29 protein-coding genes, 1 pseudogene and 1 riboswitch are annotated in these 26,382 nt (G+C 36.7%); of the genes and pseudogenes, 8 read left to right on the top strand and 22 right to left on the bottom strand.

All coding sequences use genetic code 11. From position 1 onward, the window contains the following. The first annotated feature begins 31 nt into the window (after positions 1-31). The 3 genes from ACKVQX_RS00685 (at position 32) to ACKVQX_RS00695 (ending at position 1,482) form a co-directional block, all read left to right on the top strand. Complete coding sequence (locus ACKVQX_RS00685; RefSeq protein ID WP_068454470.1) at positions 32-280, top strand: ferredoxin; 249 nt, start codon at positions 32-34, stop codon at positions 278-280. Between the two features lie 140 nt (positions 281-420). Continuing rightward, the gene (locus ACKVQX_RS00690) at positions 421-624 is read left to right on the top strand and encodes a hypothetical protein (protein ID WP_068454473.1); all 204 of its coding nucleotides are present in this window, start codon (positions 421-423) and stop codon (positions 622-624) included. A 75-nt stretch (positions 625-699) separates the two neighbouring features. Continuing rightward, complete coding sequence (locus tag ACKVQX_RS00695; RefSeq protein ID WP_068454476.1) at positions 700-1,482, top strand: enoyl-ACP reductase; 783 nt, start codon at positions 700-702, stop codon at positions 1,480-1,482. Positions 1,483-1,582: 100 nt separating this feature from the next. Here the strand turns inward: ACKVQX_RS00695 and ACKVQX_RS00700 are convergent, their stop codons facing one another. From ACKVQX_RS00700 to ACKVQX_RS00710, 3 genes and pseudogenes are all read right to left on the bottom strand, one after another. Continuing rightward, positions 1,583-2,602 (bottom strand): nitronate monooxygenase family protein, encoded by a 1,020-nt coding sequence (locus tag ACKVQX_RS00700; RefSeq protein ID WP_068454479.1) that lies wholly within the window; start codon positions 2,600-2,602, stop codon positions 1,583-1,585. Between the two features lie 12 nt (positions 2,603-2,614). Then, positions 2,615-3,783, bottom strand: a pseudogene (locus ACKVQX_RS00705) (MFS transporter). 155 nt (positions 3,784-3,938) lie between these two features. Then, entirely contained in the window at positions 3,939-5,018 is a 1,080-nt protein-coding gene (locus tag ACKVQX_RS00710; protein WP_409135926.1) for an NlpC/P60 family protein, read from the bottom strand. A gap of 274 nt (positions 5,019-5,292) precedes the next feature. Here ACKVQX_RS00710 and ACKVQX_RS00715 point away from each other — a divergent pair, with 274 nt between their 5' ends. Beyond that, positions 5,293-5,865, top strand: coding sequence for a metallophosphoesterase family protein (locus ACKVQX_RS00715; protein WP_087680113.1), 573 nt, complete (start codon positions 5,293-5,295; stop codon positions 5,863-5,865). A gap of 11 nt (positions 5,866-5,876) precedes the next feature. Then, positions 5,877-6,764: a LysR family transcriptional regulator gene (locus ACKVQX_RS00720; RefSeq protein ID WP_068454488.1), complete on the top strand. Its 888-nt coding sequence runs from the start codon at positions 5,877-5,879 to the stop codon at positions 6,762-6,764. On the opposite strand, the gene ACKVQX_RS00725 is transcribed toward ACKVQX_RS00720, so the two are convergent. Both ACKVQX_RS00725 and ACKVQX_RS00730 read right to left on the bottom strand, forming a co-directional pair. After that, on the bottom strand, positions 6,745-6,909 hold the full coding sequence (locus ACKVQX_RS00725; RefSeq protein WP_165442635.1) for a hypothetical protein: 165 nt from the start codon (positions 6,907-6,909) through the stop codon (positions 6,745-6,747). The two genes, ACKVQX_RS00720 and ACKVQX_RS00725, sit on opposite strands and share 20 nt — an antisense overlap. 68 nt (positions 6,910-6,977) lie before the next feature. Beyond that, positions 6,978-7,385, bottom strand: a complete 408-nt coding sequence (locus tag ACKVQX_RS00730) for a hypothetical protein (protein ID WP_068454491.1) — start codon at positions 7,383-7,385, stop codon at positions 6,978-6,980. 282 nt (positions 7,386-7,667) lie between these two features. On the opposite strand from ACKVQX_RS00730, the gene ACKVQX_RS00735 reads away from it, so the two are divergent. After that, complete coding sequence (locus ACKVQX_RS00735; protein WP_068454494.1) at positions 7,668-8,219, top strand: biotin transporter BioY; 552 nt, start codon at positions 7,668-7,670, stop codon at positions 8,217-8,219. 52 nt (positions 8,220-8,271) lie between these two features. Here the strand turns inward: ACKVQX_RS00735 and ACKVQX_RS00740 are convergent, their stop codons facing one another. The 9 genes from ACKVQX_RS00740 to ACKVQX_RS00780 all read right to left on the bottom strand — a co-directional run bounded on the left by ACKVQX_RS00740 (position 8,272) and on the right by ACKVQX_RS00780 (position 17,541). Beyond that, positions 8,272-8,853, bottom strand: a complete 582-nt coding sequence (locus ACKVQX_RS00740; RefSeq protein WP_068454497.1) for an ECF transporter S component — start codon at positions 8,851-8,853, stop codon at positions 8,272-8,274. A gap of 159 nt (positions 8,854-9,012) precedes the next feature. After that, a riboswitch (FMN riboswitch) is annotated at positions 9,013-9,148 on the bottom strand. Positions 9,149-9,241: 93 nt separating this feature from the next. Beyond that, a complete protein-coding gene (locus tag ACKVQX_RS00745) occupies positions 9,242-11,023 on the bottom strand; it encodes an ATP-binding protein (RefSeq protein ID WP_409135927.1) in 1,782 nt (593 codons plus the stop codon). After that, the gene (locus tag ACKVQX_RS00750) at positions 11,016-11,732 is read right to left on the bottom strand and encodes a response regulator transcription factor (protein ID WP_068454504.1); all 717 of its coding nucleotides are present in this window, start codon (positions 11,730-11,732) and stop codon (positions 11,016-11,018) included. Before ACKVQX_RS00750 ends, ACKVQX_RS00745 begins: the two co-directional genes overlap by 8 nt. 275 nt (positions 11,733-12,007) lie before the next feature. Next, the gene (gene ccsB, locus ACKVQX_RS00755) at positions 12,008-13,195 is read right to left on the bottom strand and encodes a c-type cytochrome biogenesis protein CcsB (RefSeq protein ID WP_343174431.1); all 1,188 of its coding nucleotides are present in this window, start codon (positions 13,193-13,195) and stop codon (positions 12,008-12,010) included. After that, the gene (locus ACKVQX_RS00760) at positions 13,192-14,832 is read right to left on the bottom strand and encodes a cytochrome c biogenesis protein ResB (RefSeq protein ID WP_409135928.1); all 1,641 of its coding nucleotides are present in this window, start codon (positions 14,830-14,832) and stop codon (positions 13,192-13,194) included. The genes ccsB and ACKVQX_RS00760 overlap by 4 nt, the downstream gene beginning before the upstream one ends. Before the next feature lie 19 nt (positions 14,833-14,851). Beyond that, positions 14,852-15,382: a thiol-disulfide oxidoreductase ResA gene (gene resA, locus ACKVQX_RS00765; protein ID WP_343174433.1), complete on the bottom strand. Its 531-nt coding sequence runs from the start codon at positions 15,380-15,382 to the stop codon at positions 14,852-14,854. Positions 15,383-15,416: 34 nt separating this feature from the next. Next, positions 15,417-16,148, bottom strand: coding sequence for a pseudouridine synthase (locus ACKVQX_RS00770; protein WP_068454516.1), 732 nt, complete (start codon positions 16,146-16,148; stop codon positions 15,417-15,419). Between the two features lie 42 nt (positions 16,149-16,190). Then, positions 16,191-16,790, bottom strand: coding sequence for an SMC-Scp complex subunit ScpB (gene scpB / locus ACKVQX_RS00775; RefSeq protein WP_068454519.1), 600 nt, complete (start codon positions 16,788-16,790; stop codon positions 16,191-16,193). Continuing rightward, positions 16,762-17,541, bottom strand: coding sequence for a segregation/condensation protein A (locus ACKVQX_RS00780; protein ID WP_285216043.1), 780 nt, complete (start codon positions 17,539-17,541; stop codon positions 16,762-16,764). The genes scpB and ACKVQX_RS00780 overlap by 29 nt, the downstream gene beginning before the upstream one ends. A gap of 54 nt (positions 17,542-17,595) precedes the next feature. On the opposite strand from ACKVQX_RS00780, the gene ACKVQX_RS00785 reads away from it, so the two are divergent. Next, positions 17,596-18,099 (top strand): DUF309 domain-containing protein, encoded by a 504-nt coding sequence (locus ACKVQX_RS00785; RefSeq protein ID WP_409135929.1) that lies wholly within the window; start codon positions 17,596-17,598, stop codon positions 18,097-18,099. A gap of 19 nt (positions 18,100-18,118) precedes the next feature. Here the strand turns inward: ACKVQX_RS00785 and ACKVQX_RS00790 are convergent, their stop codons facing one another. The 7 genes from ACKVQX_RS00790 to ACKVQX_RS00820 all read right to left on the bottom strand — a co-directional run bounded on the left by ACKVQX_RS00790 (position 18,119) and on the right by ACKVQX_RS00820 (position 24,992). Continuing rightward, a complete protein-coding gene (locus ACKVQX_RS00790) occupies positions 18,119-18,490 on the bottom strand; it encodes a GNAT family N-acetyltransferase (RefSeq protein ID WP_068454530.1) in 372 nt (123 codons plus the stop codon). Between the two features lie 105 nt (positions 18,491-18,595). Then, positions 18,596-19,909 carry a diaminopimelate decarboxylase gene (lysA, locus tag ACKVQX_RS00795; protein WP_285216042.1) on the bottom strand — a complete coding sequence of 438 codons (1,314 nt, stop codon included), beginning with the start codon at positions 19,907-19,909 and terminating at the stop codon, positions 18,596-18,598. Positions 19,910-20,089: 180 nt separating this feature from the next. Then, on the bottom strand, positions 20,090-21,412 hold the full coding sequence (locus ACKVQX_RS00800; RefSeq protein ID WP_409135930.1) for a thymidine phosphorylase: 1,323 nt from the start codon (positions 21,410-21,412) through the stop codon (positions 20,090-20,092). 16 nt (positions 21,413-21,428) lie between these two features. Then, the gene (gene deoB, locus ACKVQX_RS00805) at positions 21,429-22,625 is read right to left on the bottom strand and encodes a phosphopentomutase (RefSeq protein WP_068454535.1); all 1,197 of its coding nucleotides are present in this window, start codon (positions 22,623-22,625) and stop codon (positions 21,429-21,431) included. A 123-nt stretch (positions 22,626-22,748) separates the two neighbouring features. Next, complete coding sequence (gene xerD, locus ACKVQX_RS00810) at positions 22,749-23,654, bottom strand: site-specific tyrosine recombinase XerD (RefSeq protein ID WP_325942872.1); 906 nt, start codon at positions 23,652-23,654, stop codon at positions 22,749-22,751. Between the two features lie 117 nt (positions 23,655-23,771). Continuing rightward, positions 23,772-24,239 carry a Fur family transcriptional regulator gene (locus ACKVQX_RS00815; protein WP_068454541.1) on the bottom strand — a complete coding sequence of 156 codons (468 nt, stop codon included), beginning with the start codon at positions 24,237-24,239 and terminating at the stop codon, positions 23,772-23,774. A gap of 198 nt (positions 24,240-24,437) precedes the next feature. Beyond that, positions 24,438-24,992, bottom strand: coding sequence for an NUDIX hydrolase (locus tag ACKVQX_RS00820; RefSeq protein ID WP_325921784.1), 555 nt, complete (start codon positions 24,990-24,992; stop codon positions 24,438-24,440). A 76-nt stretch (positions 24,993-25,068) separates the two neighbouring features. On the opposite strand from ACKVQX_RS00820, the gene ACKVQX_RS00825 reads away from it, so the two are divergent. Continuing rightward, complete coding sequence (locus ACKVQX_RS00825; RefSeq protein WP_325942873.1) at positions 25,069-25,971, top strand: aldo/keto reductase; 903 nt, start codon at positions 25,069-25,071, stop codon at positions 25,969-25,971. A 130-nt stretch (positions 25,972-26,101) separates the two neighbouring features. Here ACKVQX_RS00825 and ACKVQX_RS00830 read toward each other — a convergent pair whose 3' ends face one another. Continuing rightward, positions 26,102-26,350 carry a YqkE family protein gene (locus ACKVQX_RS00830; RefSeq protein ID WP_068454547.1) on the bottom strand — a complete coding sequence of 83 codons (249 nt, stop codon included), beginning with the start codon at positions 26,348-26,350 and terminating at the stop codon, positions 26,102-26,104. Positions 26,351-26,382 lie beyond the last annotated feature (32 nt).

Below are 26,382 nucleotides of genomic sequence, written 5' to 3' on the forward strand. Positions count from 1 at the left end.
TGGGAACGACACAAAAGGAGAGGTAAAATATATGGCTAAGTTTACAATTGTAGACCAAGATACTTGTATCGCTTGTGGCGCTTGTGGCGCTGCTGCACCTGATATTTATGACTACGATGATGAAGGTATTGCCTTCGTTATTTTAGATAATAACACAGGGACAACTGAAGTACCAGAAGACTTAATGGAGGACATGGAGGACGCGTTTGAAGGTTGTCCAACTGACTCAATTAAGGTTGCCGATGAAACTTTCGACGGCGATGCATTAAAATACGAATAATACGATAAGAGACTGAGCCTTTGCTTTAGTCTCTTTTCTTTTGTTATTAAATGTTTCAATTTTCTCTCAATTTAGTTTATACTTACTTTAAATGGGTATCGTGTTATATACATACTGCTATGATTATAAGGAGGTTTAAAATGAAATATTTTATCAACTATTCCATTCAACTCGTGTTATTTATTATTTTAGGTGCTGCATACGCTCAATTTATGACACATTTTACGCCTCTTTATTTTTTCTCTGAGAATGTTCGACATGTATTATTACTCATAGTAGCGAGCATTTTAAGCCTTGCCTCTGTTCATCTTATTAAAAATGTATTTGGCTTTGTTGCAAAATAATAGTTGCATTCGCGCTATGAGTACGTTAAAATTTTAGTATCAGGTACTAATAGTAACTATATGTAGGGGGCTATTATGGAAAATTTATTAAACTTTAAAGATAAAAATATCGTCGTAATGGGTGTTGCCAACGACCGTAGTATTGCATGGGGTATTGCAAAATCATTATTCTCAATTGGTGCACACGTTACATTTACATACCGTAAAGATCGTTCACTAGCAAAATTACAAAAGCTATTAGCAGATGTTGATGCGTCTACTTATGATGTCATTCAATGTGATGTTAACAGTGATGAGAGTATCCAACAAGCATTTGATGAAATCGGTAAAAAACGTGGTGTTATTCATGGTATCGTACACTCTGTTGCTTCATCTTTAACAGAGGATTTAAAAAACCGCTTCCTTGAAACATCTCGTGATGGTTATGCTTTCGCACAAGATACAAGTGCTTATTCATTAATCGCTGTTGCAAAAGCTGCACATCCTTATATGACAGAGAACGGTTCGATTGTAACGATGAGTTACTTAGGCGCTGACCGTGTGTTAGAAGGCTACAATGTAATGGGTATCGCAAAAGCAGCTCTTGAAGCATCTGTACGTTATCTAGCAGCAGATATCGGTCAAGACAACATTCGTGTAAATGCCATTTCAGCAGGACCAATCAAAACAATTTCAGCGAAAGCTGTTCCATCATTTAATCAAATTCTAAATAAAATCGAAGAAGCTGCACCAATGCGTCGCAACATTACACAAGAAGAAGTAGCGAATATGACAATTGTTATGTTAAGCCAACTTTCAAGCGGTGTAACAGGCGAAGTTATTTATGTAGATTCTGGCTATAATATTCTAGGTATTTAATAATAAGCGAAGAAGTAGGGATCTTATTCCTGCTTCTTTTTTTATGCTTCATACATAAAAAAAGAGAAACGTACTGTTCACGTACGATTCTCGCTTTATTTTATAAATCTGCATGAACAAATCGTTCAATAATCTCTCGAATTGTTCCTTTCGTTGCATGGTGTAAATTTGTTCCTGCCCATAAAGACATATTCTCGGAATTATTTGCAAAAGCTGCTCTTGCACGAATCCCTTTTGTTAAATCATTTTGATATGGAAAAGGAGCAACAGGCATCATTTCCATCTTTTCAATAAAACCATTCATAATACCTCGAGCTGGTTTTCCAGAAAACATTTTTGTGAGAACGGTTTCATCTGTTTCCGCACATAAAATACGTTCTTTATGTGCTGAAGGAGCGCCACTTTCGTCACTTACTAATAGAGCAGTTCCTAATGTAATCGCTTCTGCCCCTTGTTTTAAATACCAATCCATTTGTTCTTTTGTTGCAATCCCACCTGCAACAATTAACGGAATATTCGTTATATCTTTTGCCTGTGTAAATAAATCTTTTAACGGTATATACTGAAATGGCTCAATAAACGAACCACGATGACCTCCTGCTTCCATTCCTTGCAAGAATATACCGTCTACACCCAATTGACTCGCTACATGAACTTCTTCAAGTGAAGTAGCTGTAATGAAAACGAGAATACCTTTTTCTCTTAAAAGACGAATTTGTAAAGGTGTAGGTACGCCAAATGTAAACGAACAAGCGGCAACACCTTCTTCCAAAACAACAGCTAATTGCTCATCATATTGGGATTTAGACAATTTCACCTCATCCCTTTTAATTTGATTGTCAATTTTCGCATCAATCAATGCTTGTTTTGCAATGGTAATCTCGTGTTGTACAACTGGTGGTACTTCATGTGCAAAAAGATTAATTAAAAATGGTTTAGATGAATATTTTTTTACTTGGCGAATAAAATCTCGTGTTGCATCTGCAGACATATACCCTGCACCAATCGAGCCTAAAATTCCTGTCTCTAGACTTGCGATGACCATTTCAGGTGTTGTCACACCAGCCATTGGTGCTTGTATAATTGGGTAGTTCATTGAAAGTTTTTTGTGTAAATGCATGTTACACGCCCCCTACAATAACTTTTTTGGTTGTCTCCAAAACATAGCGATTACTAAACTAATTAACAGCACAGCCATCGAAAAAACATAGGGTGAATATGCTTGGTAATCAAATAATGCACCTGCAATAATTGGTCCAATAATGTTCCCTACACTTGTAAATGACGAATTTAATCCACTAATGTATCCCTGTTGTTGACCAGCAACTTTAGATAAATATGTTGTTAAGGCCGGACGAATTAAATCGAAAGTCAAAAAGACCATTAATGTCACAAGTAAAATTGATATAAATGATGATACATTCATCATAAAAATCATCATTATTGCGGCTACAAAAATACAGATACGAATTAAATTAATTTCTCCTAATTTCCGTGTTAAACCGTCGAATAAAAAGACTTGGAATACCGTACCAAGTACACCACTCAAAATTAATAAGATCGCAATATCTTTCGCTGTGAATTGGAATTGTCGATCTAAAAATAACCCATAGATAGTTTCGTATGCCGAAAGTCCAAAAGAAGAAATAAAAATAATTAAAAAAGGTATAAAGAAAATTGGTTGTAGTAAAATTTTCAAACTTGTTGCTTCTGTTTTTATTGGTTTTTCAGAGTGCACTTGTTCTCGTTCTGGTTCTTTTAAAAACAGAACCGAAAAAACAGCACCAATAAACCCTAAAAGAGCTGCTGTGAAGAATGTGCGCGAATATTAATTTCCGCTAAAAAACCGCCAATTCCTGGCCCTAAGATAAATCCTGTATTAATTGCGGCTGATACATAGCCCATCGCTCTTGGACGTTGTTTGATATCTGTAACATCGGCTACATATGCTGTAATGGCTGGCATGACAAAAGCAGCACTTATCCCACCAATAAAACGTGATAAATAAAGCAACTCAACAACATGACCTACTGCAAATAGTAACTCAGATAATCCGAAGATGAACATCCCGATAACAATCATGCGTTTACGCCCAAAACGATCTACCCATTTTCCAGCAATGGGTGAAACGAGTAATTGCGTCAATGAAAAAGCGGCAACGAGATATCCCATTGTTTTTCCGTCTAATCCCATTTCACGCATAATCGTCGGCATAACTGGAACAATTAATCCAATTCCTAAAAAAACAATCAATAAGTTTGATAATACAAACCAAATCTTTGGATTTAGTTTATTATTCAAACAAGAAAAGCTCCCTTCTGTGTATTTTATTGTAACCATTTTACACAATTATGAAAATACCTTATTCTATGTACATAATTGCCTATACTAGTGTACCATGAAAAATTTATCAAAATCTATTCTTGCTAAGGCAATTCTAGATTTTGATAAATCGTTTATATGAAGCGTCCATATCCTACTAAATATTGATTCCACCAATCTAATGACTCAACAACGACACCGTTATTTTGAGCATTTAACATGCGTCCATCCCCTAGATAAATCCCTACATGCGCTACGCCACTTCCATAACTAAAGAAGATTAAATCTCCTGCTCGTGCTTCTGTGGCACTAACTTTTTTAGATGCTAAATACTGTGCTGCAGAAGTTCTAGGAATAGATATACCTGCTTTTTTAAATGACCAATGGGTTAAACCTGAACAATCAAAGCCCGTTGCTGGATTAGAACCTCCCCATACATAAGATGTTCCTAGATATTTACTTGCTTCTTCTATAATTGTCTTAACTTTTGCTGAACCTTCGACAGTAGGTACTTGCTGGTTCGCATCTGTTACCTTCGCTCCATTTGTACCATTCCCTGCATTCATCGCTGCTCCTACTTCTTCTGACTCTCCAGCTACTTGTTGTGCTAAAAATTCTTTTTCTGCTAAAGCTTTCAAACGAGCTGCTTCTTTTTCTTTGACGATTCGCTCACGTTCTAATTTCTCTTTTTTCTTCTTTGTTGCAATTTGTTCTTTTAATTTTAAAGATTTAGCATTATTTTCTACTTTTTTCACTTCTAAATCTTTTTCTTGTTCTTGCATCGCTTGAAATTGTTTTTGCAACTTTTCTTTTTTCATTTGTAGCGTTATTTGCAATGTCTTTAATTCATCTCGATCTTCTGTTTGTTGATTTAGTAATGAACGATCTGCATCTAATAATGTTTTAATTGATATTGATTTTGTTAATAAATCAGATAAGCTCTCTGACTCTAATAACACATCGACGTATAAATTAATCGTTGATTTTTGACTTTGATAGGCAACCATGCGCTCATCAATTATTTTTGAGCGATCTTGCATACGTCCTTCTACTTCTTTTAACTCTTTTTCTGTATCTGCAATATCCGATTGTGTTTGACGAAATTCTTTGATTTTATATTGTAGATTCGCTTGGAGTCTTTCTATTTCACGTTCTAGTTGTATAATTTTCTTATCGATTATTAACTTTTTCTGTATTAGTTCTTGTGAAGTCATTTTCGCATGTACTAATATTATTGGTGTAAAAGAGGCGCTCGCTAAAAGAATACCAATAGCGAGTACTATTTGATTGCTTCATTCTATTTAAATCTTTCACAGATACACGTCCTTTTCCCCATAGAATGACTTCTATCATATCATTGATACAAGTTCTTTATACTATTTTTTACTCATTTACCCATATTATGCTTTTTTAAAAATACATGTTTATATAAAGTGACCTAATTATTTGGTAAACTATTATTAATTGAGGATTAAAAGGAGTTATTTTATGAAATATGCTTTATTAGGGGATTTACATTCCCATAAAGAGGATACACAATCCGTTTTAGAACATATTGATGCAACAGCTTCTTCTGCTATTCGTATCGGCTTGGGTGATTTATTTGAATGTACGATTAGTAAAAAGAAGGCACATAAAAAACAGTCACTTCCTTTACATGTGGCTGCTAAATTACCATATGATTTCATTCAACTACTTGATTTCCCTTCTATTATCGGAAACCAAGAATTGCGCATCATGCAAGTAACTGGGCAAACACTTTTTGAATCTTTACCTGAAACAATGGAGATTGAAGGCGCTCTATTAATTCACGGGCATCAATTTGAATGGTTAGATGATGTTACACCTGTCATTAAAAAAAATAGTGAGCCACTTACTTTTTTTGGGCATAGTCATCATTCTGCACTTTTCCATAAGGGAATTACACAACCTTTCAAATGGAATGAACCTATTCATTTAACAAAAAAACGTTATGCCATCAATGTCGGTTCTGTCATCTTTCATCGCGAATGGTGTTTATATGACGCGGATCAAAGAACGATTACATTTATGAAAGTTTAGGGGGAAAACAGATGGAATGGCAACAACTGGAGTATTTTCAAATGCTCGCAAAAATTCAGCATATGACAAAAGCAGCAGAACAATTATCCATTTCTCAACCTGCTCTTAGTCGCTCTATTGCCAGATTAGAAGACGAGCTTGGGGTCCCGTTATTCGAACGTCAAGGACGCTCAATTCGCCTCAATCGCTACGGCGAACTATTTGTAAAACGTGTACATAATATTATGCGAGAATATCAGGCTGGTTTACAGGAGATTCAACAAATTGTTGACCCCAATCATGGTGAAGTATCACTCGGTTTTTTGCACACCCTCGGAACGAATGTGGTACCTGATTTAATTCGACATTTCCGTAAAAAAAATGAACAAATCCACTTCTCTTTAAAACAAAACCATACGCATTTACAATTACTCGAATTGAAGTCTGGTGATTTAGATCTTTGTTTACTTGCAGAAATGGAAGTAGAGAAGCCAATTGAATGGCGGGAGTTATGGCGGGAGCAATTAGTTGCGATTGTACCAAGCAGCCATGAGCTAGCAAATAAAGAGTCGATTACATTAACAGAACTTGGTCAAGAATCTTTCATCTTATTAAAAAAAGGTTATGCCCTTCGTATTCAAATGGATGAGTTATTCCAAGAGAAAAATATTGAACCACGTATTACATTCGAAGGCGATGAAGTAGCAACCGTTGCTGGTTTTGTAGCTGCTGGACTCGGTGTATCAATTCTGCCTGAAGGTGATGAAATTAATCAAAAACGTATTACCAAAATCCCACTAACAGATGTCAATGCTGAGCGTATTATTGGTATGGCTTGGTCTGAAGGACGTTATTTATCACCTGCTGCTCAAAAATTCCAACAGTTTATCTTTGACTACTTTAAATCACCTTCCCAATAATCGTAAGAAAAGATTGGGCAAATATTTCACTTTCCTTTTTAGCGTTCGCAATGAAAAACTGGAACCGCGCCACAGCGCGATTCCAGTTTTTCTTATGCTTATGTGGGATGATATTTTTTACACGTATATCCCAACCTGTTTTCATATGTTATACTTCTATACTTTTAGTTATGTATGTTTCAAATTACGTAAAGCCCAATTCATTCGAATGAACTAAGCTCCTCTATTTAATACTAAATACTTCCCTAAATACTTTAACGAAACATCGGCTGTGAAAAATACCGCGCCTAATGTAAAGCCTGCTGTCCAAATTTCTGGTTGCATCGCCGTTTCGACTTCATCATTCATCCAACTATAAATAAAAATCGGTACAGCTACTGTTGAACCTAGTAAAGAATGGAATAAAAAAGATACACCTGAAATATTTCGTTTGGATGAAGCAAAAAAGTCCGATACATAGGATATGATTAATCCATATGTAAAAATCAAAGGAAATGAATACATACTAATGTTTAATGCCGAAGTCAAAAAATCATCTTGCTGATTACTATATAGCATCGGTAATATAAAAAACGCAGCAAGAGATGTAATGAAAGCACTGAGTAGTTTCCTTTCGGTCACAAAGCTTCCCCTCTCTATTTTATCAGTCATTTTTTCTCATATTGAAGCAAATTTCTTATTTTTTAATTTGTTCAATCGTCTTTGTCTTATTATACATATTTCTAATCTTTTTGCAAATTCTCTGACATTTATTGTAAGTTGTTACTTTAAAATGATATTTTTCTGTCATATTCGTCGCATACTTTACGTTGTTGTCACGAAAAAAAGTGTTGACCTTTTTTCATTTTTTCATTATATTTTGGTTAACTAGTTTTAAAATAAGTTTACACAAAGGGGATTTTTATGAGAAATGAACAATTGAAGATGTGGATTCTTTCCGCATTATTCGCAGCAATTATCGGGATTTTTGCACAGGTTACGATTCCACTGCCACTCATTCCAATTACAGGACAAACATTTGCAATTGGTTTAGCTGTTACAATTCTAGGACTTCGTTATGGCTCACTATCTGTGTTTATTTACATATTACTAGGCGCAATTGGGATTCCAGTCTTCAGTGGTATGTCAGGTGGTCTAGGCGTTGTTGCAGGACCAACTGGTGGCTATATTATCGGCTTCTTACCAGCAGCTGTAGCAATCGGTTTATACCTTGAAAGATTCGGTTTTACAAAGGTACAAGCAATCATTGCTAATATTATCGGAATGATTGTAACACTTGCTTTCGGTACAATCTGGCTAAAATTCAGTGCTGATTTATCTTGGACTGGTGCATTTATGGGTGGTGTCTATCCATTCTTACTTGTTGGTGTGATTAAAGCCATTTTATCTGCATTAGCAGGTATTGTTGTACGAAATCGCTTATTACATGCGCAATTACTACGTGTACAACATTAAAACTCATACAAAAAGCTTTGGCATTTAAGAAAATGCCAAAGCTTTTTTATCGTTATGCTTGGAAACTTCTGCGTTCTTTCGTCATCCACTTACCCATTACATTAAATAATAGTAGGAAGACAATTGTTACAAGAACACCTTTAATAATATTGAATGGTAGCACACCCGCTACGATTGTAGCACGTAATGCAGCCCCTGTTTCAACAGGCATGTTTAAGAAGTAATTATACATTGGCATAAAGACGAAGTAATTTAATACACTCATACCTACTGCCATAGAGATTGTACCTACAACAAGACCAATTCCCAATCCTTTTTTTGTACTTAATTTTTTATAAACAAAGTACGTTGGAAGGATAAATAATAAGCCTGTTACAAAGTTTGCCATATGCCCTACAGGTACCCCCGTTGGACTACCTGTGTATACCCAGTCAATGACATTCTTTAGTAACTCGACTAAAATCCCTGCAAGTGGTCCCATAATAATCATTGCGACTAACGCTGGGATATCACCGAAATCTACCTCTAAAAAATTCGGGAATGGCGGAATTGGGAAATTAATTAAGTGTAGTAAAAATGCAATACTACTTAACATCCCAATTGCAATCATGCGACGTAACTTCTTGTTCTTCATATTCTGTTTTCTCCTTTTGTTGCGGATCACTTCAAAAAGAGGTAAGGCTGCGTGTGCTTATTTAAAATAGAAATCCCACGTAGAAGTACTTCTACGCGGGAGAATTAGGCAACATTAAATAAACGTTGTTCACTCATTTTTTTGAACACAACGCTGTACCTTCACCTTCTCCCATCCAGACTATACTGTCGGCTTTGGAGTTGCACCAAATCAACCTGTTAAGGTTCGCGGGCTGAGAAATGTTAAACACTTCATTACCGCCGGTCGGGAATTACACCCTGCCCCGAAGATGAACCGTATTTATTTTTTTTCACACATTCATCATACAAAAAAAGTCTTGAATTGTAAAGAGAAGTTTCTCTCGAATTCAAGACTTTTTCTTTATTCATTAAATTTCATCTGGTAGTGGTAGGAAGAATGTAAAGGTTGTACCTACATTTACTTCACTTTCTACTGTAATACGACCTCGATGTGCATTAATAATATTACTCGCAATAGCTAAACCTAAACCTGTGCCACCCTTACCTCTTGTTCGTGCTTTATCTGCTTTATAAAAGCGTTCAAAGACATATGCAAGGTCTTCTTTCGGAATACCAGCACCATCGTCTTGAATACGAATGCGCACTTGTCCTGCATATTGGTCTGCTAGCACCTTTACATGGCCGCCACTTGCTGTATGACGAATTGCGTTATCCACTAAATTCGTTACAACTTGTTCGATGCGGTCTTCATCAATGTGAACGCGCGCATCATCTGAGAACTCTGTTTCATAACTTACTTCGATTCCTTTTTCTTTCCCGCGCTGTACGAACTTCTGTGTCATACGTTCAAATACTTGATTAATACTTAAGTCATCAAGATATAAACGCATCTTCCCAGATTCCATACGCGCTAAATCGAGTAAATCGGTTACTAATCGGCTCATACGCTGTGATTCATCATAAATAATACGCATCATTTCATTTCGTTCTTCTTCAGATGATACAACACCATCTAAAATCGCTTCACTATATCCTTGAAGCATCGAAATCGGCGTGCGTAGTTCATGTGATACATTCGCAATAAAGTCTGAACGTAATTTATCAAGGCGGTGTTCTTCTGTCTTATCTCGTAAAACAGCTACTGCACCACGTACTGATTCAGCGCTATATAAAGGACTAATTGAAATGACATAATATGCACCATCAATTTCTAATTCTTCCTCTAGTTCTTCTTCTAAATCAAGTACATGTTCTAGCATATGATAGATAGCTATTGGCAATGGTTTTGACTGATCTTCTTTCGATAAGAACCATTTTTGTAATAACAACTCTGCTGGTGGATTACTTAACAAAATCGTACGATCACGATTAAACGTAATTACTGCATCTGTCATAGACGTTAAAATACTTGATAACTGTTCTTTCTCTTGATTAATGACTTCCACATGGTGCTTTAACTGTCTACCCATTTGATTGAAGGCTGTTGCAAGCTGTCCAATCTCATCACGACTCAATACAGGTACTTTTGAATCGAACTTGCCTTTTGCGACTTCAAATGCAGCTTCACGCATTTTACGAAGCGGTGAAGTAATACGACTTGATAAGAAGAACGCAAAGAATGTCGTTAACACTAAAGCAATTGCAGCAGATAAAAAGACGATTTTTGTTGTCTCTTTTGTCGTACGATGAACAGCATCTGGGCTTTGATAGATGAAAACTGCACCATGCACTTTTTGGTCTACATTAATCGGCGACGCGAGTACAATATAATTCTCCATATGTTCTTTATCTGTTGTAGATGGTAATAACATCTCTTTTACAATCGGTTCATCTGATTCATAGACCTTGTCAAAAGCATGATTTTGAATGATTTTTTCACGAATTTCTTTTTGGTTTAACCCTTCTTGAAGTGAATATTGAATCTTCCCTTGCTTAGAAGAAATTAAAGCATTCGTTTCTTCTCCTAAAATATCGTTAATAATGGATTCTGTAGCAGCGAGCGAATCATGTTCATTCACAATTCGTGCAATGGTTGTAGCTTCTTGGCGTAATGTTTTTTCTGCTTGTTGTGTATTAAAATTCGATAAAAATTCGAGCATGAGTACTGTGAAAATAAACAGTACAAATGAAACGAGAAGCAATATGGTTACCCATAGCTTCCCGACAACACTATTCCATATTCTAGTCATTTACGACCTCGAATTTATAACCTACGCCCCAAACCGTTACAATCATCTTCGCCGCATCTTCTGATACGCGATTTAACTTTTCACGTAAACGCTTTACATGTGTATCTACTGTACGTAAATCACCGAAGAAATCATAATGCCATACTTCTTTTAATAGCTGCTCACGGTCAAATACTTTATCTGGTGACTTCGCTAAGAAATAAAGTAATTCGTATTCTTTCGGCGTTAAGTTCACTTCTTCCCCATCTGCTGAAACGCGGTGCGCATCATGGTCAATTGTTAGATGCGGGAAGACCACTAAATCTTTTGAAGCAGATGTAGATGAAATAGGTGAGTAAGCAGCTGAGCGGCGTAAAATCGCTTTAATACGCAATACAACTTCACGTGGACTAAATGGTTTTACAATATAGTCATCTGCACCAATTTCAAACCCTTGTACACGATTCGCTTCTTCGCCTTTTGCTGTTAATAAGACAATTGGTGTTGTCTTTTTCTCACGAATATTTTCTGCCGCTTGTAAGCCGTCCATCTCTGGCATCATGATATCTAAAATGATACAGTGGTAGTCATTTTCTAAAGCTTTCTCTACGGCTTCTACACCATTCTCTGCTTCTTCTACTAAGTATCCTTCACGTTCTAAGTACATTCGAATGAGACGACGAATACGATCTTCATCATCTACAACTAAAATTGAAATTTGTTCACTCACAAATAATTCCTCCCCGGACTCTTATAATCTTATTGTACAACCCCGCCATATAAATGAAAAGGAAACCACATCTAGTGTACACAGGATTGACACGATTTTGACGCTTTTATCCACCGTTTGTTCAAATTAAACAGGAAAACGGAATAAATCATCCTTTTTTTACCATACAAATTCTATTTTAAATGACTTTTTCTGATTATGCCACAGTTACTTTTCGAGTAAAAAAAGAGCAGCTTCTCTCCTCTCGAAGCGAATACTACTCTCTTTTATCTTTACTATTCTGCGTATGAATGCAAGCCTGCAATAATTAAATTCACTGCGATAAAGTTAAACATAATAATTGCAAAACCAATCACAGCTAACCAAGCAGATTTTTTCCCTTCCCACCCTTTCGATAGACGAAGGTGTAAGAAAGCCGCATAGAACAACCATGTAATGAGCGCCCAAACTTCTTTTGGGTCCCATGCCCAGAAACGCGTCCACGCTTCTTGCGCCCAGATCATCGCAAAGACAAGTGCACCTAGCGTGAAAACAGGGAATCCGATTAATACAGCTCGGTAGCCGATTTCATCCATCAGCGTAATATTCGTCTGTTTTACAAGTGGTTGTACGACTTGCGCCAAAGGTTTTCGGCAGAATAAACGCAATAACCCATATAAAATCGTACCGACAATAAATGACCAAACGACGGTTGTTAACTTTTTCGCATTAATGCTAGCTGGCATATCCATAAGTGGTTGCATGCGCTCAGGCTTTAATGCCTTACTTTCATGCATACCGAATAGCGGTGGTGTGTTATACGTAATTTCCGCTTGTTGTTGCTCTTTGTCGATATAACTAAACTTCGCCTCATAGTGCATACTACTAAAAGTTGCGGTTACAACAACAAAACCAATCACGACTACTAAACTATACATCACAACTTCTAACCAGAAGCGCTCCTTACTTGGATTTTTAAATGATACGGTTTTAAGTAAGTAAACGAGACCTGCTACAGCACTCATCGCTAAGATGGCTTCGCCAATTACCGTCGTAATAACATGAATGGTTAACCAATATGATTTTAATGCTGGAATTAAAGGCGTCACATCACTTGGGAACATACTTGCAAATGCGATGAGTAACACTGCAATTGATAGAGCTACGATACCAAGTGTTGCTAAACGGTACATCCAATACATAATTAAAAACGCACCAACAATAAACATACCAAAGGCTGTGGCGAATTCGAACATATTACTAACAGGCGCATGTTCTGCATAAATCCAACGTGTAATAAAATACCCAACATTACTTGTAAACCCAATGATTGTCACAACCATCGCAGCATTACCCCAATGTTTATTTGAGATAGAAACATCGCGTTGTTTATGGCGAATCGCACCACCAAATAATAAAATAGCAAGTAAATAAGCGATGAAAGCGATTAATAGTAATGTCCCACTAAGATCTAATAGATTCATTGTTTCTCTCTCTCCTCTAGCTGATCATGATAGTCTGTTAAATGCGCAGATGTGCATACTTCACTTACGTCTTTTTTCATGCTAAACCAATTTTTATTCGTATGCGCTGCAAGTAACACACGACCATCTTCTGTTCGTTGCAACCAGATACGACGATGACTCCAATAAGAACCCATTGTTACACCAATCATAAAAATAATACCTCCGACTAACAAAATCGGTAATGTTTTATCTTTTCGAACGGTTAGATTCGAAGCATCTCGCGTTTCAACAGATTGGAACTTCATTTTATATGTTGTTTCTCCAAATGGCTCTAATGTTTGGCGAATTGCTACAAAACTTATTTCGCCCTTTGGCTGTTCAGGTGTTACCATCTTAAAAATAAAAGCTGGATTGTTTGGAATAGATGAAGCTGTTTGAGGTTCACCATCTTTAAATTCCGTAAAATCTGGATAGTATTTTTGTAGTTCTACTTTTGTTTGTTTGTTAATTACATATTCTTTTTTCGGGTTACGTAAATCAATCGTAATTTGTCCTAAAGATTTTCCGCTTGTTTTATTGACTAAATCAAACGTCATCGTCTTCAATTCATCTTGTTTGAAGTCTGTTTGATATAGAGCAAAACCATCATATTTTAATGGTTTGTTTACTTGAATGCTATATTGACCGATTTTTTGTAAATCGGCTGTATCACCAGCTAAAGGTGTACCATCTTCTTTATACAAGGTCACATCTGTCTGATAGTTTTTAGCGCGTGTATTAATCGCTTGTTCTACCCGCTCAGAATCTTGTCCTTTTAAATCTTTTTCATCATATGTTTCTAAAATAAATTGATTGTTTTTTATGTAATAACCTTCTACACCTGGGATGGCAGTTGTTTCGCCTTCACGCACCCAGAGGCTTTCATCTACATAAAAACCAGGCATCAAACGTAACATGACACCTGTTATGAAAATAATTAATCCAACATGATTGATATACGGTCCAAAACGAGAAAAACGTCCTTTTTCAGCCAGTAATGCACCTTGTTCTCTTCTGACATGATAGCGCATTGATTTTAGTGTTTGCTCTGCTAATTCAAATGTTTCAGCAGCTTGCTTTTCATCTTGTACTGTTTCCGATACAAGACGCTGACGCTTCATAAACGACGCATGGCGACGCACACGTTGGTGTTTTAGAGCTTTATAAAGCGGAATACCACGATCAAGACTAGCGATAATAATCGAGACAGCTAACATCCCGACAATTGTTTGGAACCACCAAGAAGCATAAATATTTGAAAATCCTAATACATAATAGATTTTACCGAAAAAACCATACTTTTCTTCATAAACATCGATTGTTTCCATACCTGGTGGGACGGATACAAACATGATTTGCGGTAAAAATGTACCAATGGCAGCAAGGACGAGCGTAATAACGATGAGCGATACGCCTACTTTGACGCTTGAAAAGAAATTCCAAATTCGATCTATAAAAGATGTTTTATACGTTTTAGAACGAATGGCTGTTCCATCATAACGCATATCAACGACCTTTTTTTCTTCATCTTCTTTTGTTAGCGGTCTACCGCACTGTGCACAGAGGTGCGTCCCTTCTGGATTTTCATAACCACACGCACACACAATTTTTTTCATATTTAGAAAACTCCCTTATTTAAGGTTGAATGCTCTCCATATACTGTTTAAATTCTTTTTCTGTAATTCCATATGTTAGAATGCGCTTAATTTTTCCATTAGAATCAATTAAAAATGTAGCGGGTAATTGGTCTACATTGTACGCACGCATGACGGATTTTGTTTGATCAATCGTCATTGGAAAATCCAGTCCATAAGAAGACACAAAATCACGTACTTCAAAATCAGATTGCGCAATATTAATACTAATTACTTGTACACCCTTATCTTCAAATGCTTTATATGCTTCATTTAGAGCAGGCATTTCTTTTTTACAAGGTGGACACCACGTTCCCCAAAAATTCAGAAGAACGCCCTGCCCTTTATAATCAGACAGTTGATGTTTTTTCCCGTTTAAATCTGTTAATACGAAGTTTGGTGCTTGGTCGCCTTCTTTGACGACTTTTTTTGAACCACCCGTAGCGGTGACATACACTGTATAACCAATTGCTGCTACGAGGACGGCTAAAATAATGGAACGAATGAATAATCTTTTTCTCTTTCGTTGCATTTATTCCATTACCTCCTTATAGACGAATTGATGATTACCCGATTTTACCTGTTTCAGCTAACACGCGAAGTTGCTTTACTTCATGTGCTGTTAATTCACGTGATTCCCCTGCATTTAGACCAATTGGTGTTAAGAATGCAAATTCTTCACGCTTTAATTTACTTACAGGGTGCCCTACTGCTTCAAACATACGGCGAACTTGACGGTTACGTCCTTCGTGGATTGTAATTGCAACAATTGATTTATCTAATTTTACATCTGAAGAAATAACACGTACGCGAGCAGGAGCTGTTTTCCCATCTTCTAGCATCACGCCTTTTTCTAATTGGCGAATTTCTTCGCGACGTAAAACACCTTTAATTTTTGCTACATATGTCTTATCAATGTTATAACGAGGGTGCGTTAATTTATTCGCAAAATCCCCATCATTCGTTAATAACAGAACACCCGATGTATCGTAATCTAGACGACCGACTGGGAAGATACGTTCTTCTACTTCTGGGAATAAATCGACAACTGTTTTACGGCCACGATCATCTGATACAGCTGAGATGACACCACGTGGTTTATATAGTAAATAATATACTTTTTTCTCTGATTCGATTTTTACGTTTTCAACTTCTACTTGGTCTGAGCTTGTCACTTTTGTACCTAGTTCACGTACAACGACACCGTTCACTTTTACTTTACCTTCTAAAATTAGTTGTTCTGCTTTTCTTCTTGATGCAACACCTGCGTGTGCAATTACTTTTTGTAGTCTTTCCATTCTATTCACCTCATAGGAATTCATCCTGATTTTGTTTATATTTTATGATTGATTTTCTTCTTCTAAAAAAGCTTCTTGGAATTTTGACATGAATAAATCTTGTCCATCTTCCGGTAATTGATCTTGTTCTTCTAAAGGAGGTAATTCCTCTATATTTTTTAGACCAAAGTAATTTAGGAACTCTTTCGTCGTACCATATAAAATGGCGCGACCTGTTCCCTCGACACGACCTACTTCTTGAATAAGTCCTTTTTGATTAAGCGTGTGCAGTGCACGTTCACACTTTACACCACGTAATTCTTCTACTTCAACGCGAGGAATGGGCTGTTTATAAGCAACAATCGCTAACACTTCGAGCGCTGCTTGCGAAAGTGATTGTGCTGGTGGATTTTCAACCAACTTTTCAATCACTTCGACATTTTCAAGCTTCGATACGAGTTGATATGTACCTGCAATCTCTTTTAATGTAATTCCTCTTGAAGCATCTAATTCATATTGATTCATCATGAATTGAAGTGCTTCTGTTAATTCTTGTTCTGTCGACTCTGTTAATTGGCTTAGTTGTGAAATAGTTAAGCCATCTTCACCAATGACAAAGAGAAGACTTTCAATTTTACTCATCAATGGATTCGAATGTTGCATCATCGACATCTCCTTCTTTTAAAATGACAAATAGTTGTTCAAAATTTTGTTGTTGTTCCACCATGACCATTTGACGCTTCATTAATTCAAGTAGTGATAAAAACGTTAAAACAAGCGTCGGTTTATCATCTGATTCAAATAAATCATAAAAATCAAGCGGTTGTTTTGCTTGTTTTAGTCGTTCCACAATCGACTGCATTTGTTGTCGAATCGATACACCTTGTTTAGCTACTCGTGTACTTAGTGGTGCTTTTAAACGTTTTCGACGTAACATTTTTTGAAAAGCCGCGACTAAATCATAAACGTTCACACTTGTATCAAATAATTGCATCTGTTCATCTTGCATATAGTCGGATAGGTCACTTGGTGGACGTGTATAAATTTGAACGCGTTCTTCTTCTTTTTCTTTTAATTTTAAAGCAGCTTCTTTATATTTGCGATATTCAATCAGTTTTGCCACTAATTCGTCACGAGGATCCGTAAAATCATCGTCAATATCAATCTCATCGAGTTCACCTTCATGAACAGGTAAGAGCATTTTACTTTTAATTTCAAGTAATGTCGCTGCCATCACTAAATATTCACTTGCTTCATTTAATTCAAGTACTTGCATTGCACGAATATGTTCCATATACTGAGCTGTAATCTCACGCATTGGAATATCATATATATCAATTTCCAAACGATGAATTAAGTGTAATAATAAATCGAGAGGTCCTTCAAAGACCTCTACTTTCACTTCATAAGACATATGATAACCACCTAACATTCATATCAAATTTAGTATAGAGGAAAGGTGAATAAAATGCACCCGATGAACCATCCTGCATTCGTCCAATTTCTCACATATTTCAACGGGAATCAAGATTTTTTTGAATGCCATGAAGTATTAGAAGATTATTGGAAGGAGATTGCAGAAAGAGAGCGTAAACATCCACTTGTAGGTTATATTCAACTTGCGACGGGTTTATATCATTGGCGCCGAGGAAATAGCCGCGGTGCGAAAACGTTATTGGTACGAAGTCATGCGTTATTGCATGCAGCACGAACTACGCCTTTCGCTGAAAAAATCGACTATGATGACTTGCTACATCAAATTGAACAGACAAGACTCGCTATTACTGAAGGCGCTCGTTTTGAAACTTTTTCAATTGATATAACAAATCGTCTATTAAAAGAAATAGTTCAAAATGAGATAGAACAGCTTCCTGTAATTGACCCAGACTATTTACTGAATAAACACTGCTTACGTGACCGAACAGAAGTCATTGAAGCGCGTGAGTTGGCACTCGCTACAAAACAACGCTAAACATGAAAAGAAGCAGACATTATACGTGAATGTCTGCTTCTTCTTTTGTATGAAGACATTTTTCGATAAATGGCTTAGTCAATTGACAAGCACTTACACGACAAGTAGGATTTTGCTCTGCTAACTCTTGTACCATCGTTGTCCCAATTCCTTCTCCTCTATGAGAAGGGTCAACTGAGATATGACGGACAATCAATTCTGTATCGAATCGTTCCACACCGATTAAACCAATATAGTCGGCATCTAGCTTATACAAATATAATTCCCAATCTTGTTCGGTATCATACTTTTGAATCGTTTGTTGCAGTACTTTTAAATCTTTTTCATCTGGCATAAAAGAAAGTAGCCCCATTGCGATTTTTTCGTATGTTTTTTTATATCGATTTAACATAGATTATAATCCCTCTTTTTTTAAACCTAAACTATATACTTGGCTATACTACACGAAATTTTACTATCCCGCAACTTTTTTGCCATTTTTTAGGATAAAACAGAATTATTCACCTAGCGTGAATGGTAAATCTAATTTCACTAAATCTTCCATTGTTTCTCTTTTTACAACTAATTGATGTTGGCCATTTTCAACGAAAACAACTGCTGGACGCGGCATACGATTATAATTACTTGCCATCGCATAACCATAAGCACCTGTACAGAATGTCGCAAGTAAATCATGTGCTTCTGCTTTTGGTAATGTTAAATCTTCGATAATTTTATCGCCTGATTCACATAACTTTCCTGCAATTGTATAAACCGTATCTGCTTTTTCATTCATCTTATTTGCAAGTACACCTTCATATTTTGCATCATATAATGCTGGACGAATGTTATCACTCATGCCACCATCGATTGCGATATAGTTGCGTACATCTGGTACTACTTTACTTGAACCAATTGTGTAAAGTGTCGTTCCAGCATCTCCTACTAATGAACGACCTGGTTCGATCCAAATTTCAGGTAAAGCGACTTCGTGTGCCGCTGCTTCTTTTTTCACAGCTTGAATCATATCATCTACATAAACAGCTGGCTCAAGAGGTGCATCTTCTTCTGTGTAACGAATACCGAATCCACCACCAAGATTTAATACTGTCGCTTTGAATCCTGTTGTTTTTTCCCACTCAGCCATTTTCGCTACTACTTTTTGTGCAGCTAAGCTAAATGCTTCTGTTTCAAAGATTTGCGAGCCAATATGACAGTGCATGCCTTTTAATTGAAGGAAGTCATGTTGATAAAGCTGTTGAAAAGCTTCATCTGCTTGACCATTACTTAAGTCAAATCCGAATTTCGAATCAGCTTGACCTGTTGTAATAAAATCATGTGTATGTGCTTCAACACCTGGTGTTACACGAATTAATACATCCATCTTCTGTTGCTTTACTGTTGCTAATTCTTTTAATTGTTCAATTTCATAGAAGTTATCAATGACGATACAACCGATTTTTGAATCGAATGCTTGATGTAATTCCTCTAGTGATTTGTTATTGCCATGGAAATGGATTTTAGCACTTGGGAATCCAGCTTTTAAAGCTGTATATAGTTCTCCACCTGACACGACATCCACCGATAAACCTTCCTGTGCAGCCACTTGATAAATCGCTACTGATGAGAAAGCTTTTGAAGCATAGGCTACCTGTGCTTTCACACCTGCTTTTTCAAATGTATCTACAAAACCACGCGCACGTTCTCTAAATAGCGCTAGATCGTATACAAATTGTGGTGTTCCGTATGTAGCGGCTAGTTCTGTTGTATCGACTCCCCCAATTGTTAAATGCCCTTTTTCATTTACTGCTTGTGTGCCATATAAATGCATGTCAAATCCCCCTGAACCCGCCATTGTGTGAATGGTCGGAATTTTCTTTATTAAAAACTTTATCATAGGATGGGGAATTGTGCCAATCATTGTTTTTCTATGAAAACGTTTTTATTTTAAAATTCTTCTTAAAAGACAAAAAAACATCTTGAGATTTTTTAAACCTCAAGATGTTTTCAATTATTGACTTAAATCTTTACTTTTCAAAACACTTTTTGCATCAATTGCATCGACTGACTGCTCACTATACGTGATTGCCTGTTGTGCACGCACTGCAAATGCTTCATCAATTGGTTTACTTGCATACAGTTCCATCACGACATCATCTGGCTTTACAGCGTCACCTTTTACTTTGTGTAATTCTACACCTGCAAAGTAATCGAGCTCATCTGCTTTTGTATGACGACCTGCACCTAAATCTAATGAAATTTGTCCAATTGTTTGTGCATCAATTTTTTCAATATAGCCATGCGCTTCTTTCGGCGCTTTTACAGCTACACGATATGCTGGTTCAAAGTTCAAATCAATTTCTTCATTTGAATCGTTCAAGCGCTGCGCTCTCACCATCTCTTCAAACTTCTTCACTGGTTCACCTGAATGTAGCACATCGAGTACAGCTTGCTTTGCTTCTTCATGTGTTTTCTTCGTTGCGATTTCATACATATAAGCAGATACTTCAATACTTGTATTTAAAAGATTTGGATCTGCTTCATCTGGATTTTTTAATAAATCATATGCTTCTTTTACTTCGTTTTTATTCCCAATTGCACGACCTAATGGATTATCCATTGAAGATAATACCGTCACGATTGATTTATCCGAGCCTTCTGCAATTTGAATCATAATTTTAGCTAACTCAGTTGCGACTTCTTTCGTTTTACAAAATGCACCTGAACCATACTTCACATCAAGTACCATACCATCAGCACCACTTGCTAACTTTTTACTCATGATAGAACTTGCAATCAGTGGCAGTGAATCGACTGTACCTGTCACATCACGTAATGCATAGAGCTTTTTGTCTGCTGGTACTAAGTTTTGTGTTTGTCCTGCTAACGCAAAACCAATCTCATTCACTTGATTTAAGAATTGTTCTTCTGTTAAATCAATCCTTACACCATCAATCGCTTCTAATTTATCAAGTGTGCCACCCGTAATACCAAGACCACGACCTGATAACTTCGCTACTTTCACACCTAATGCGGCAACAATCGGCGCAACAATTAGTGTCACTTTATCGCCAACGCCACCTGTTGAATGTTTATCGACTTTATAACCATTAATAGCAGATAGATCAATAATGTCACCTGAATGTAGCATCGCATTCGTTAATGCTAATGTTTCCTCAAAATCTAATCCATTGATACGAATTGCCATTAGTAAAGCAGATGCTTGATAATCTTCAATTGTATCATTGACATAACCATCAATAAAAAATTGAATATCTTCTTTTGTTAAAGGTTGATTGTTTTTCTTTTTTTCAATGACATCTAAAATATGCATATACGTCTGTCCTTCCTTATTTCAATTGGGATAAGAAACTTTCACCGTACTCTGGTAACTTCACATCAAAATTATCTGCAACTGTCGCACCAAGACTTGCAAAAGTTTGCATGTGGTCAAGCGCTTTACCTTCTTTAAAGCGTGGTGAGTACGCAATTAAAGGCACATATTCACGCGTATGGTCTGTTCCTTCAAATGTTGGATCATTCCCGTGGTCTGCTGTAATTAGTAGTAAATCATCTTCATGCATATTTTCAAATACTTCTGGTAAGCGCGCATCAAACGCTTCTAGTGCTTCACCATAACCTTGTGGGTCACGACGGTGACCAAAGTTTGCATCAAAATCTACTAAGTTGACGAATGATAGTCCGTGGAAATCACGTTTCATGACATTGACTAATTGATCCATTCCGTCCATATTACTTTTCGTACGAATCGCTTCCGTTACACCTTCACCGTTATAAATATCTGAGATTTTACCGATCGCGATGACATCAAGCCCCGCATCCTTCATCTCATTCATTACTGTACGACCGAATGGTGTTAGGGCATAGTCGTGACGATTTGCAGTACGTGTAAAGTTTCCTGGCTCGCCTACGAATGGACGCGCAATGACACGACCGACTAAGTACTCAGGGCGTTTTGTAATCTCACGTGCAATTTCACAAATTTTATATAGTTCTTCTAGCGGCACAATATCTTCATGTGCTGCAATTTGTAATACTGGATCTGCTGATGTATAAACAATCAGAGCGCCCGTCTCCATATGTTCTTTACCAAAGTCCTCAATAACTGCTGTACCACTGTATGGTTGATTACATAATACTTTACGACCTGTTTTTTCTTCTAACTCATCTAATAATTCTTGTGGGAAGCCTTCTGGATAAACTTTAAAAGGTTTGTCGATATTTAAACCCATAATCTCCCAGTGGCCTGTCATTGTATCTTTTCCTACAGAGGCTTCTTGCATGCGACCATAGTAAGCTTTTGGTTTTTCAACTTCTTGAATGCCTTTAAGTGGCTCTAAGTCAATCATACGACGAATATTTGAATAGCCTAAGCTCTCCATATGTGGCATATTCAGCCCGTTCATTTCCTCTGCAATATGTCCAAGTGTATCTGCACCTACATCGTTAAAAGCAGCTGCATCTGGTGCCTCACCAATACCTACTGAGTCCATCACAATTAAATGTATACGTTTAAATGGTTTCATTTTTAGTTCCTCCTACAATCGATTTCATTACTGATTCCCGAAAAAAGTCAGTCGTTGATTGTTCTTCTTTATTTTAACAAATTTTTTAGAAAAATAAACGTCAGACATCTGACATTTTAAAATTTATGCACGCGGATGGTATTGTTTATAGACATCAGATAGACGTGTTTTACTGACATGCGTATAAATTTGTGTTGTTGAAATATCCGCATGACCTAATAATTCTTGTACAGCACGCAAATCTGCGCCATTCTCAATTAGATGAGTCGCAAATGAATGTCGTAAAATATGTGGTGTTAATTCATGCTGAATATGTGCTTTTTGTGCATAGCCTTTTAACAATTTCCATACGCCCTGCCTTGTTAATCTGTTCCCTCTCTGATTCAAAAATAACGCTTCACTTCGTCCTTTTGTACTTTCTAATTCACGTCTAGCTTGATTAATGTAAACCGTACATGTTTCAATCGCTGCTCGTCCAAGTGGAATAATACGTTCCTTTCCTCCCTTGCCAAATACACGAATGAACCCCATAGAAAGATGGACATCTTCTACATTCAACTCAATACATTCACTTATGCGCATACCTGTAGCATATAAAAGCTCTAACATTGCGCGATCTCTTTTACCCGCTGGCTTTTGTGTATTCGGCGCTTCCATCAATCTGTCGACTTCTTCAATTGACAAAATCTGTGGTAACTTCTGTTCTAATTTCGGCATCTCCAAATGAACCGTCGGGTCTTGTTGACAGCGTTTTTCACGCAATAAAAACTGATGGAATGAACGAATAGATGAAATATGTCGTGAAATCGTACGTGCTGTTTTCCCGTCTTCTTGCAGTGCTTTTAAATGTTGTAAAATATGATACCGCTCAATTTCATCAAAAGTTGCTAATTGTTGCTTTTCAAAAATCGAATGGACATATGCCCGAATATCTTTGTCATACGATGTTAATGTATTCTGCGCAAGTTGTCTCTCTACACGTAAAAAGTGTATGTATTCTTCTACTGCATCTCGTACTTCTGGATTCATCGTTTTCTCTCCTTCTCTATTCAAGATAGAAAAAAGGCTGTCCACATCAGTTTAAGCGCGCAGTTTAGAATCAAGTAATTGATTTAAGCTGCTTTTTAAACTTTAGGGACAACCCTTCTAGTTTTGGTCATTTGGTGATTGATCTTTTTTACTTGAACAACGCCAGCAAATCCCGTGGAATGTTAAACGGTGGTCTTTCACTTGGAAATTCCAACGCTTTTCAACAATTGCTTCCACATCTTCTAATAAATCTTCTTGGATTTCATCGACTGCACCACACTCGATACATACAAGATGGTGGTGGAAATGTGCAGCACCTTCTTGGCGTAAATCGTAGCGTGATACACCATCACCAAAATTAATTTTATCGACAATTTTTAATTCTGTTAACAACTCTAGTGTACGATACACTGTTGCTAAACCAATCTCTGGCGCTTTTTCTTTTACTAATAAATAGACATCTTCAGCACTCAGATGATCTTCTTCGTTCTCTAGTAGTACGCGCACTGTCGCCTCACGTTGTGGCGTCAGTTTATAGCTCGCACCATGCAATTGCTTCTTTATTCGATCTATACGGCTTTCCATAGTGACGCCCTCCTAAACTATTCACATTATACCAAAACCCATGTTTGATTGACAACAAATAGTGGAATTTAAATGGAATGACTATCTTTTTATAATAATTATTATTAAATAACAAGTCAATTGAGAATATTGTTCACAGCAACTATGATAAACATATTTTCTCAAAAAGAAAACCTTTTTTACTTCATCTATACAAATTTATTTGTTTACCGACATATTTTGACGCATCCACATCACAGCAATGACTGTTTTCGCATCATAAATTCGACCATCTTGCATCATTTCTTCTGCTTCTTCTAAAGAAATCTCCATTAATTCAACAAATTCATCTTCATCTGGACTTGCCGGTTGCTCGATTTTATATAAGTCTTTTGCAATATAAAGGTGAATGACTTCATCTGCAAAGCCTGGTGATGTTGCAATCGTTTGAAGATACGTAAAGTCATGCGCGCCATACCCAGTTTCTTCTTCTAATTCTCGAACTGCTGTTATGGCTGGTTCTTCACCCGGCTCTAGTTTACCAGCTGGAATTTCAACAATACTACGCTCTAAAGGCTTGCGATATTGTTCAACAACAATTAAACGATCATCTGCTGTAATTGGAATAATACCTACTGCTCCAGGGTGTTTCACTAATTCGCGCGTTCCATTTTTTCCATTTGGCAGACGTACTTGATCTTTTTTTACATCAATAATGCGTCCTTCATAAATTGTTTCAGATGAAATCGTTACTTCTTCAAATTTTTTGTTCATCTTATTCACTCCATGCTTTTAAGATTGATTATTTTTCCACTTACATTGTACCATTAAGTATGAGGAGGCGTTATATATGGAGTATAGAAACTTAGGTCCAAGTGATTTACGCGTGTCAGAATTAAGTTTAGGTTGCATGTCACTACCGATGGAATTACAAGAGGCGCGTAATATCATTGACGCAGCAGTAGACGCTGGCATTAACTTTTTTGATACAGCAGACTTATATAATCATGGACGTAACGAAATTATTGTAGGAGATATTTTACGTAAAAAACGCCAAGATGTTATCATTTCAACAAAGGTCGGAAACGTATGGGATGCTTCTGGTGACAGCTGGCATTGGGATGCGTCAAAAAAATATATCATGGAGGCCGTTAAGAAAAGCCTCGTCCGTTTAGGTACAGACTATATCGATTTATATCAGCTACATGGTGGAACATTAGAAGATAACTTCGAAGAAATTGCAGAAGCATTTGAGGATTTAAAACGTGAAGGCGTTATTCGTCAATATGGTATTTCTTCTATTCGCCCAAATGTTATTGAACAAATGGCAACAATGGGTCGTCCAAGCGCTATCATGATGCAATATAGCGCATTAGACCGTCGTCCTGAGGAATGGTTTGAGTGGATGAAAGAACGACGTATATCGGTTATTTCACGTGGTACAATTGCGAAAGGTCTTTTAACAAATGAATGGGAACAACGAATGACAGACAATGGTTTTCTAGACTATTCAAAAGAAGAATTAGCACATACACTGAAACAACTTGAACAATCTACAGATTATATGTTAAACGGTGCCATTGGCTATAATTTAAAACAAGATGTCATTGCGAGTACAGTTTTAGGTGTTAGCAGTTTGCCACAATTATATGAAATTATCGACGCTTATCATCATCCTGCTTCACAGGATGTTTTAGAACAATGGATGAAAATGACAAAAGCAAATCGATACGAAGAACATCGTATGAAATAAATGTATGGCTGAAAAAATATATAAAGATTAAAAAAAACTGAAATCGCGCTGTGTCGCGGCTTCAGTTTTTTGTTTAGATTCTCTTATTTATGGGAATTGCACTGATAGTGTCTGTTTTAAAAATGTACGATTAAAATTTTGAACCTTGATCGCCGTATTGTTCTAACAATTCTTCAAAACTCATATTTTTCTCGCGTTGTTTTTTCTCAAATAACGCTTTTGCACGACGCTCTTCTTCTTGTTCTTTTTCTTGTGCAACTAAGCTTTGTTTCGCTAACTTTAATTGACTTAAGACATCTGCATTTAATTGATCTTTTAATGTCAATCCGTCATCTGAAGTCGACTTCGGTTGAGTCATTTGTTTTTTCTTTTTCGCCATTTCTGTCACCTCGTATTTGATTTATATTTATT

Origin of the sequence: Kurthia sp. ISK08 (assembly GCF_046159805.1) — a bacterium.
Classification (GTDB): Bacteria; Bacillota; Bacilli; order Bacillales_A; family Planococcaceae; genus Kurthia; species Kurthia gibsonii.

Excerpts from the sequence above, each read along its gene's own strand:
- ACKVQX_RS00685 (WP_068454470.1), top strand. The coding sequence starts at position 32 with ATGGCTAAGTTTACAATTGTAGACCAAGATACTTGTATCGCTTGTGGC.
- ACKVQX_RS00690 (WP_068454473.1), top strand. The coding sequence starts at position 421 with ATGAAATATTTTATCAACTATTCCATTCAACTCGTGTTATTTATTATT.
- ACKVQX_RS00695 (WP_068454476.1), top strand. The coding sequence starts at position 700 with ATGGAAAATTTATTAAACTTTAAAGATAAAAATATCGTCGTAATGGGT.
- ACKVQX_RS00700 (WP_068454479.1), bottom strand. The coding sequence starts at position 2,602 with ATGCATTTACACAAAAAACTTTCAATGAACTACCCAATTATACAAGCA.
- ACKVQX_RS00710 (WP_409135926.1), bottom strand. The coding sequence starts at position 5,018 with ATGACTTCACAAGAACTAATACAGAAAAAGTTAATAATCGATAAGAAA.
- ACKVQX_RS00715 (WP_087680113.1), top strand. The coding sequence starts at position 5,293 with ATGAAATATGCTTTATTAGGGGATTTACATTCCCATAAAGAGGATACA.
- ACKVQX_RS00720 (WP_068454488.1), top strand. The coding sequence starts at position 5,877 with ATGGAATGGCAACAACTGGAGTATTTTCAAATGCTCGCAAAAATTCAG.
- ACKVQX_RS00725 (WP_165442635.1), bottom strand. The coding sequence starts at position 6,909 with ATGAAAACAGGTTGGGATATACGTGTAAAAAATATCATCCCACATAAG.
- ACKVQX_RS00735 (WP_068454494.1), top strand. The coding sequence starts at position 7,668 with ATGAGAAATGAACAATTGAAGATGTGGATTCTTTCCGCATTATTCGCA.
- ACKVQX_RS00740 (WP_068454497.1), bottom strand. The coding sequence starts at position 8,853 with ATGAAGAACAAGAAGTTACGTCGCATGATTGCAATTGGGATGTTAAGT.
- ACKVQX_RS00745 (WP_409135927.1), bottom strand. The coding sequence starts at position 11,023 with ATGACTAGAATATGGAATAGTGTTGTCGGGAAGCTATGGGTAACCATA.
- ccsB (WP_343174431.1), bottom strand. The coding sequence starts at position 13,195 with ATGAATCTATTAGATCTTAGTGGGACATTACTATTAATCGCTTTCATC.
- ACKVQX_RS00760 (WP_409135928.1), bottom strand. The coding sequence starts at position 14,832 with ATGAAAAAAATTGTGTGTGCGTGTGGTTATGAAAATCCAGAAGGGACG.
- resA (WP_343174433.1), bottom strand. The coding sequence starts at position 15,382 with ATGCAACGAAAGAGAAAAAGATTATTCATTCGTTCCATTATTTTAGCC.
- ACKVQX_RS00770 (WP_068454516.1), bottom strand. The coding sequence starts at position 16,148 with ATGGAAAGACTACAAAAAGTAATTGCACACGCAGGTGTTGCATCAAGA.
- scpB (WP_068454519.1), bottom strand. The coding sequence starts at position 16,790 with ATGCAACATTCGAATCCATTGATGAGTAAAATTGAAAGTCTTCTCTTT.
- ACKVQX_RS00780 (WP_285216043.1), bottom strand. The coding sequence starts at position 17,541 with ATGTCTTATGAAGTGAAAGTAGAGGTCTTTGAAGGACCTCTCGATTTA.
- ACKVQX_RS00785 (WP_409135929.1), top strand. The coding sequence starts at position 17,596 with ATGCACCCGATGAACCATCCTGCATTCGTCCAATTTCTCACATATTTC.
- ACKVQX_RS00790 (WP_068454530.1), bottom strand. The coding sequence starts at position 18,490 with ATGTTAAATCGATATAAAAAAACATACGAAAAAATCGCAATGGGGCTA.
- lysA (WP_285216042.1), bottom strand. The coding sequence starts at position 19,909 with ATGCATTTATATGGCACACAAGCAGTAAATGAAAAAGGGCATTTAACA.
- ACKVQX_RS00800 (WP_409135930.1), bottom strand. The coding sequence starts at position 21,412 with ATGCATATTTTAGATGTCATTGAAAAAAAGAAAAACAATCAACCTTTA.
- deoB (WP_068454535.1), bottom strand. The coding sequence starts at position 22,625 with ATGAAACCATTTAAACGTATACATTTAATTGTGATGGACTCAGTAGGT.
- xerD (WP_325942872.1), bottom strand. The coding sequence starts at position 23,654 with ATGAATCCAGAAGTACGAGATGCAGTAGAAGAATACATACACTTTTTA.
- ACKVQX_RS00815 (WP_068454541.1), bottom strand. The coding sequence starts at position 24,239 with ATGGAAAGCCGTATAGATCGAATAAAGAAGCAATTGCATGGTGCGAGC.
- ACKVQX_RS00820 (WP_325921784.1), bottom strand. The coding sequence starts at position 24,992 with ATGAACAAAAAATTTGAAGAAGTAACGATTTCATCTGAAACAATTTAT.
- ACKVQX_RS00825 (WP_325942873.1), top strand. The coding sequence starts at position 25,069 with ATGGAGTATAGAAACTTAGGTCCAAGTGATTTACGCGTGTCAGAATTA.
- ACKVQX_RS00830 (WP_068454547.1), bottom strand. The coding sequence starts at position 26,350 with ATGGCGAAAAAGAAAAAACAAATGACTCAACCGAAGTCGACTTCAGAT.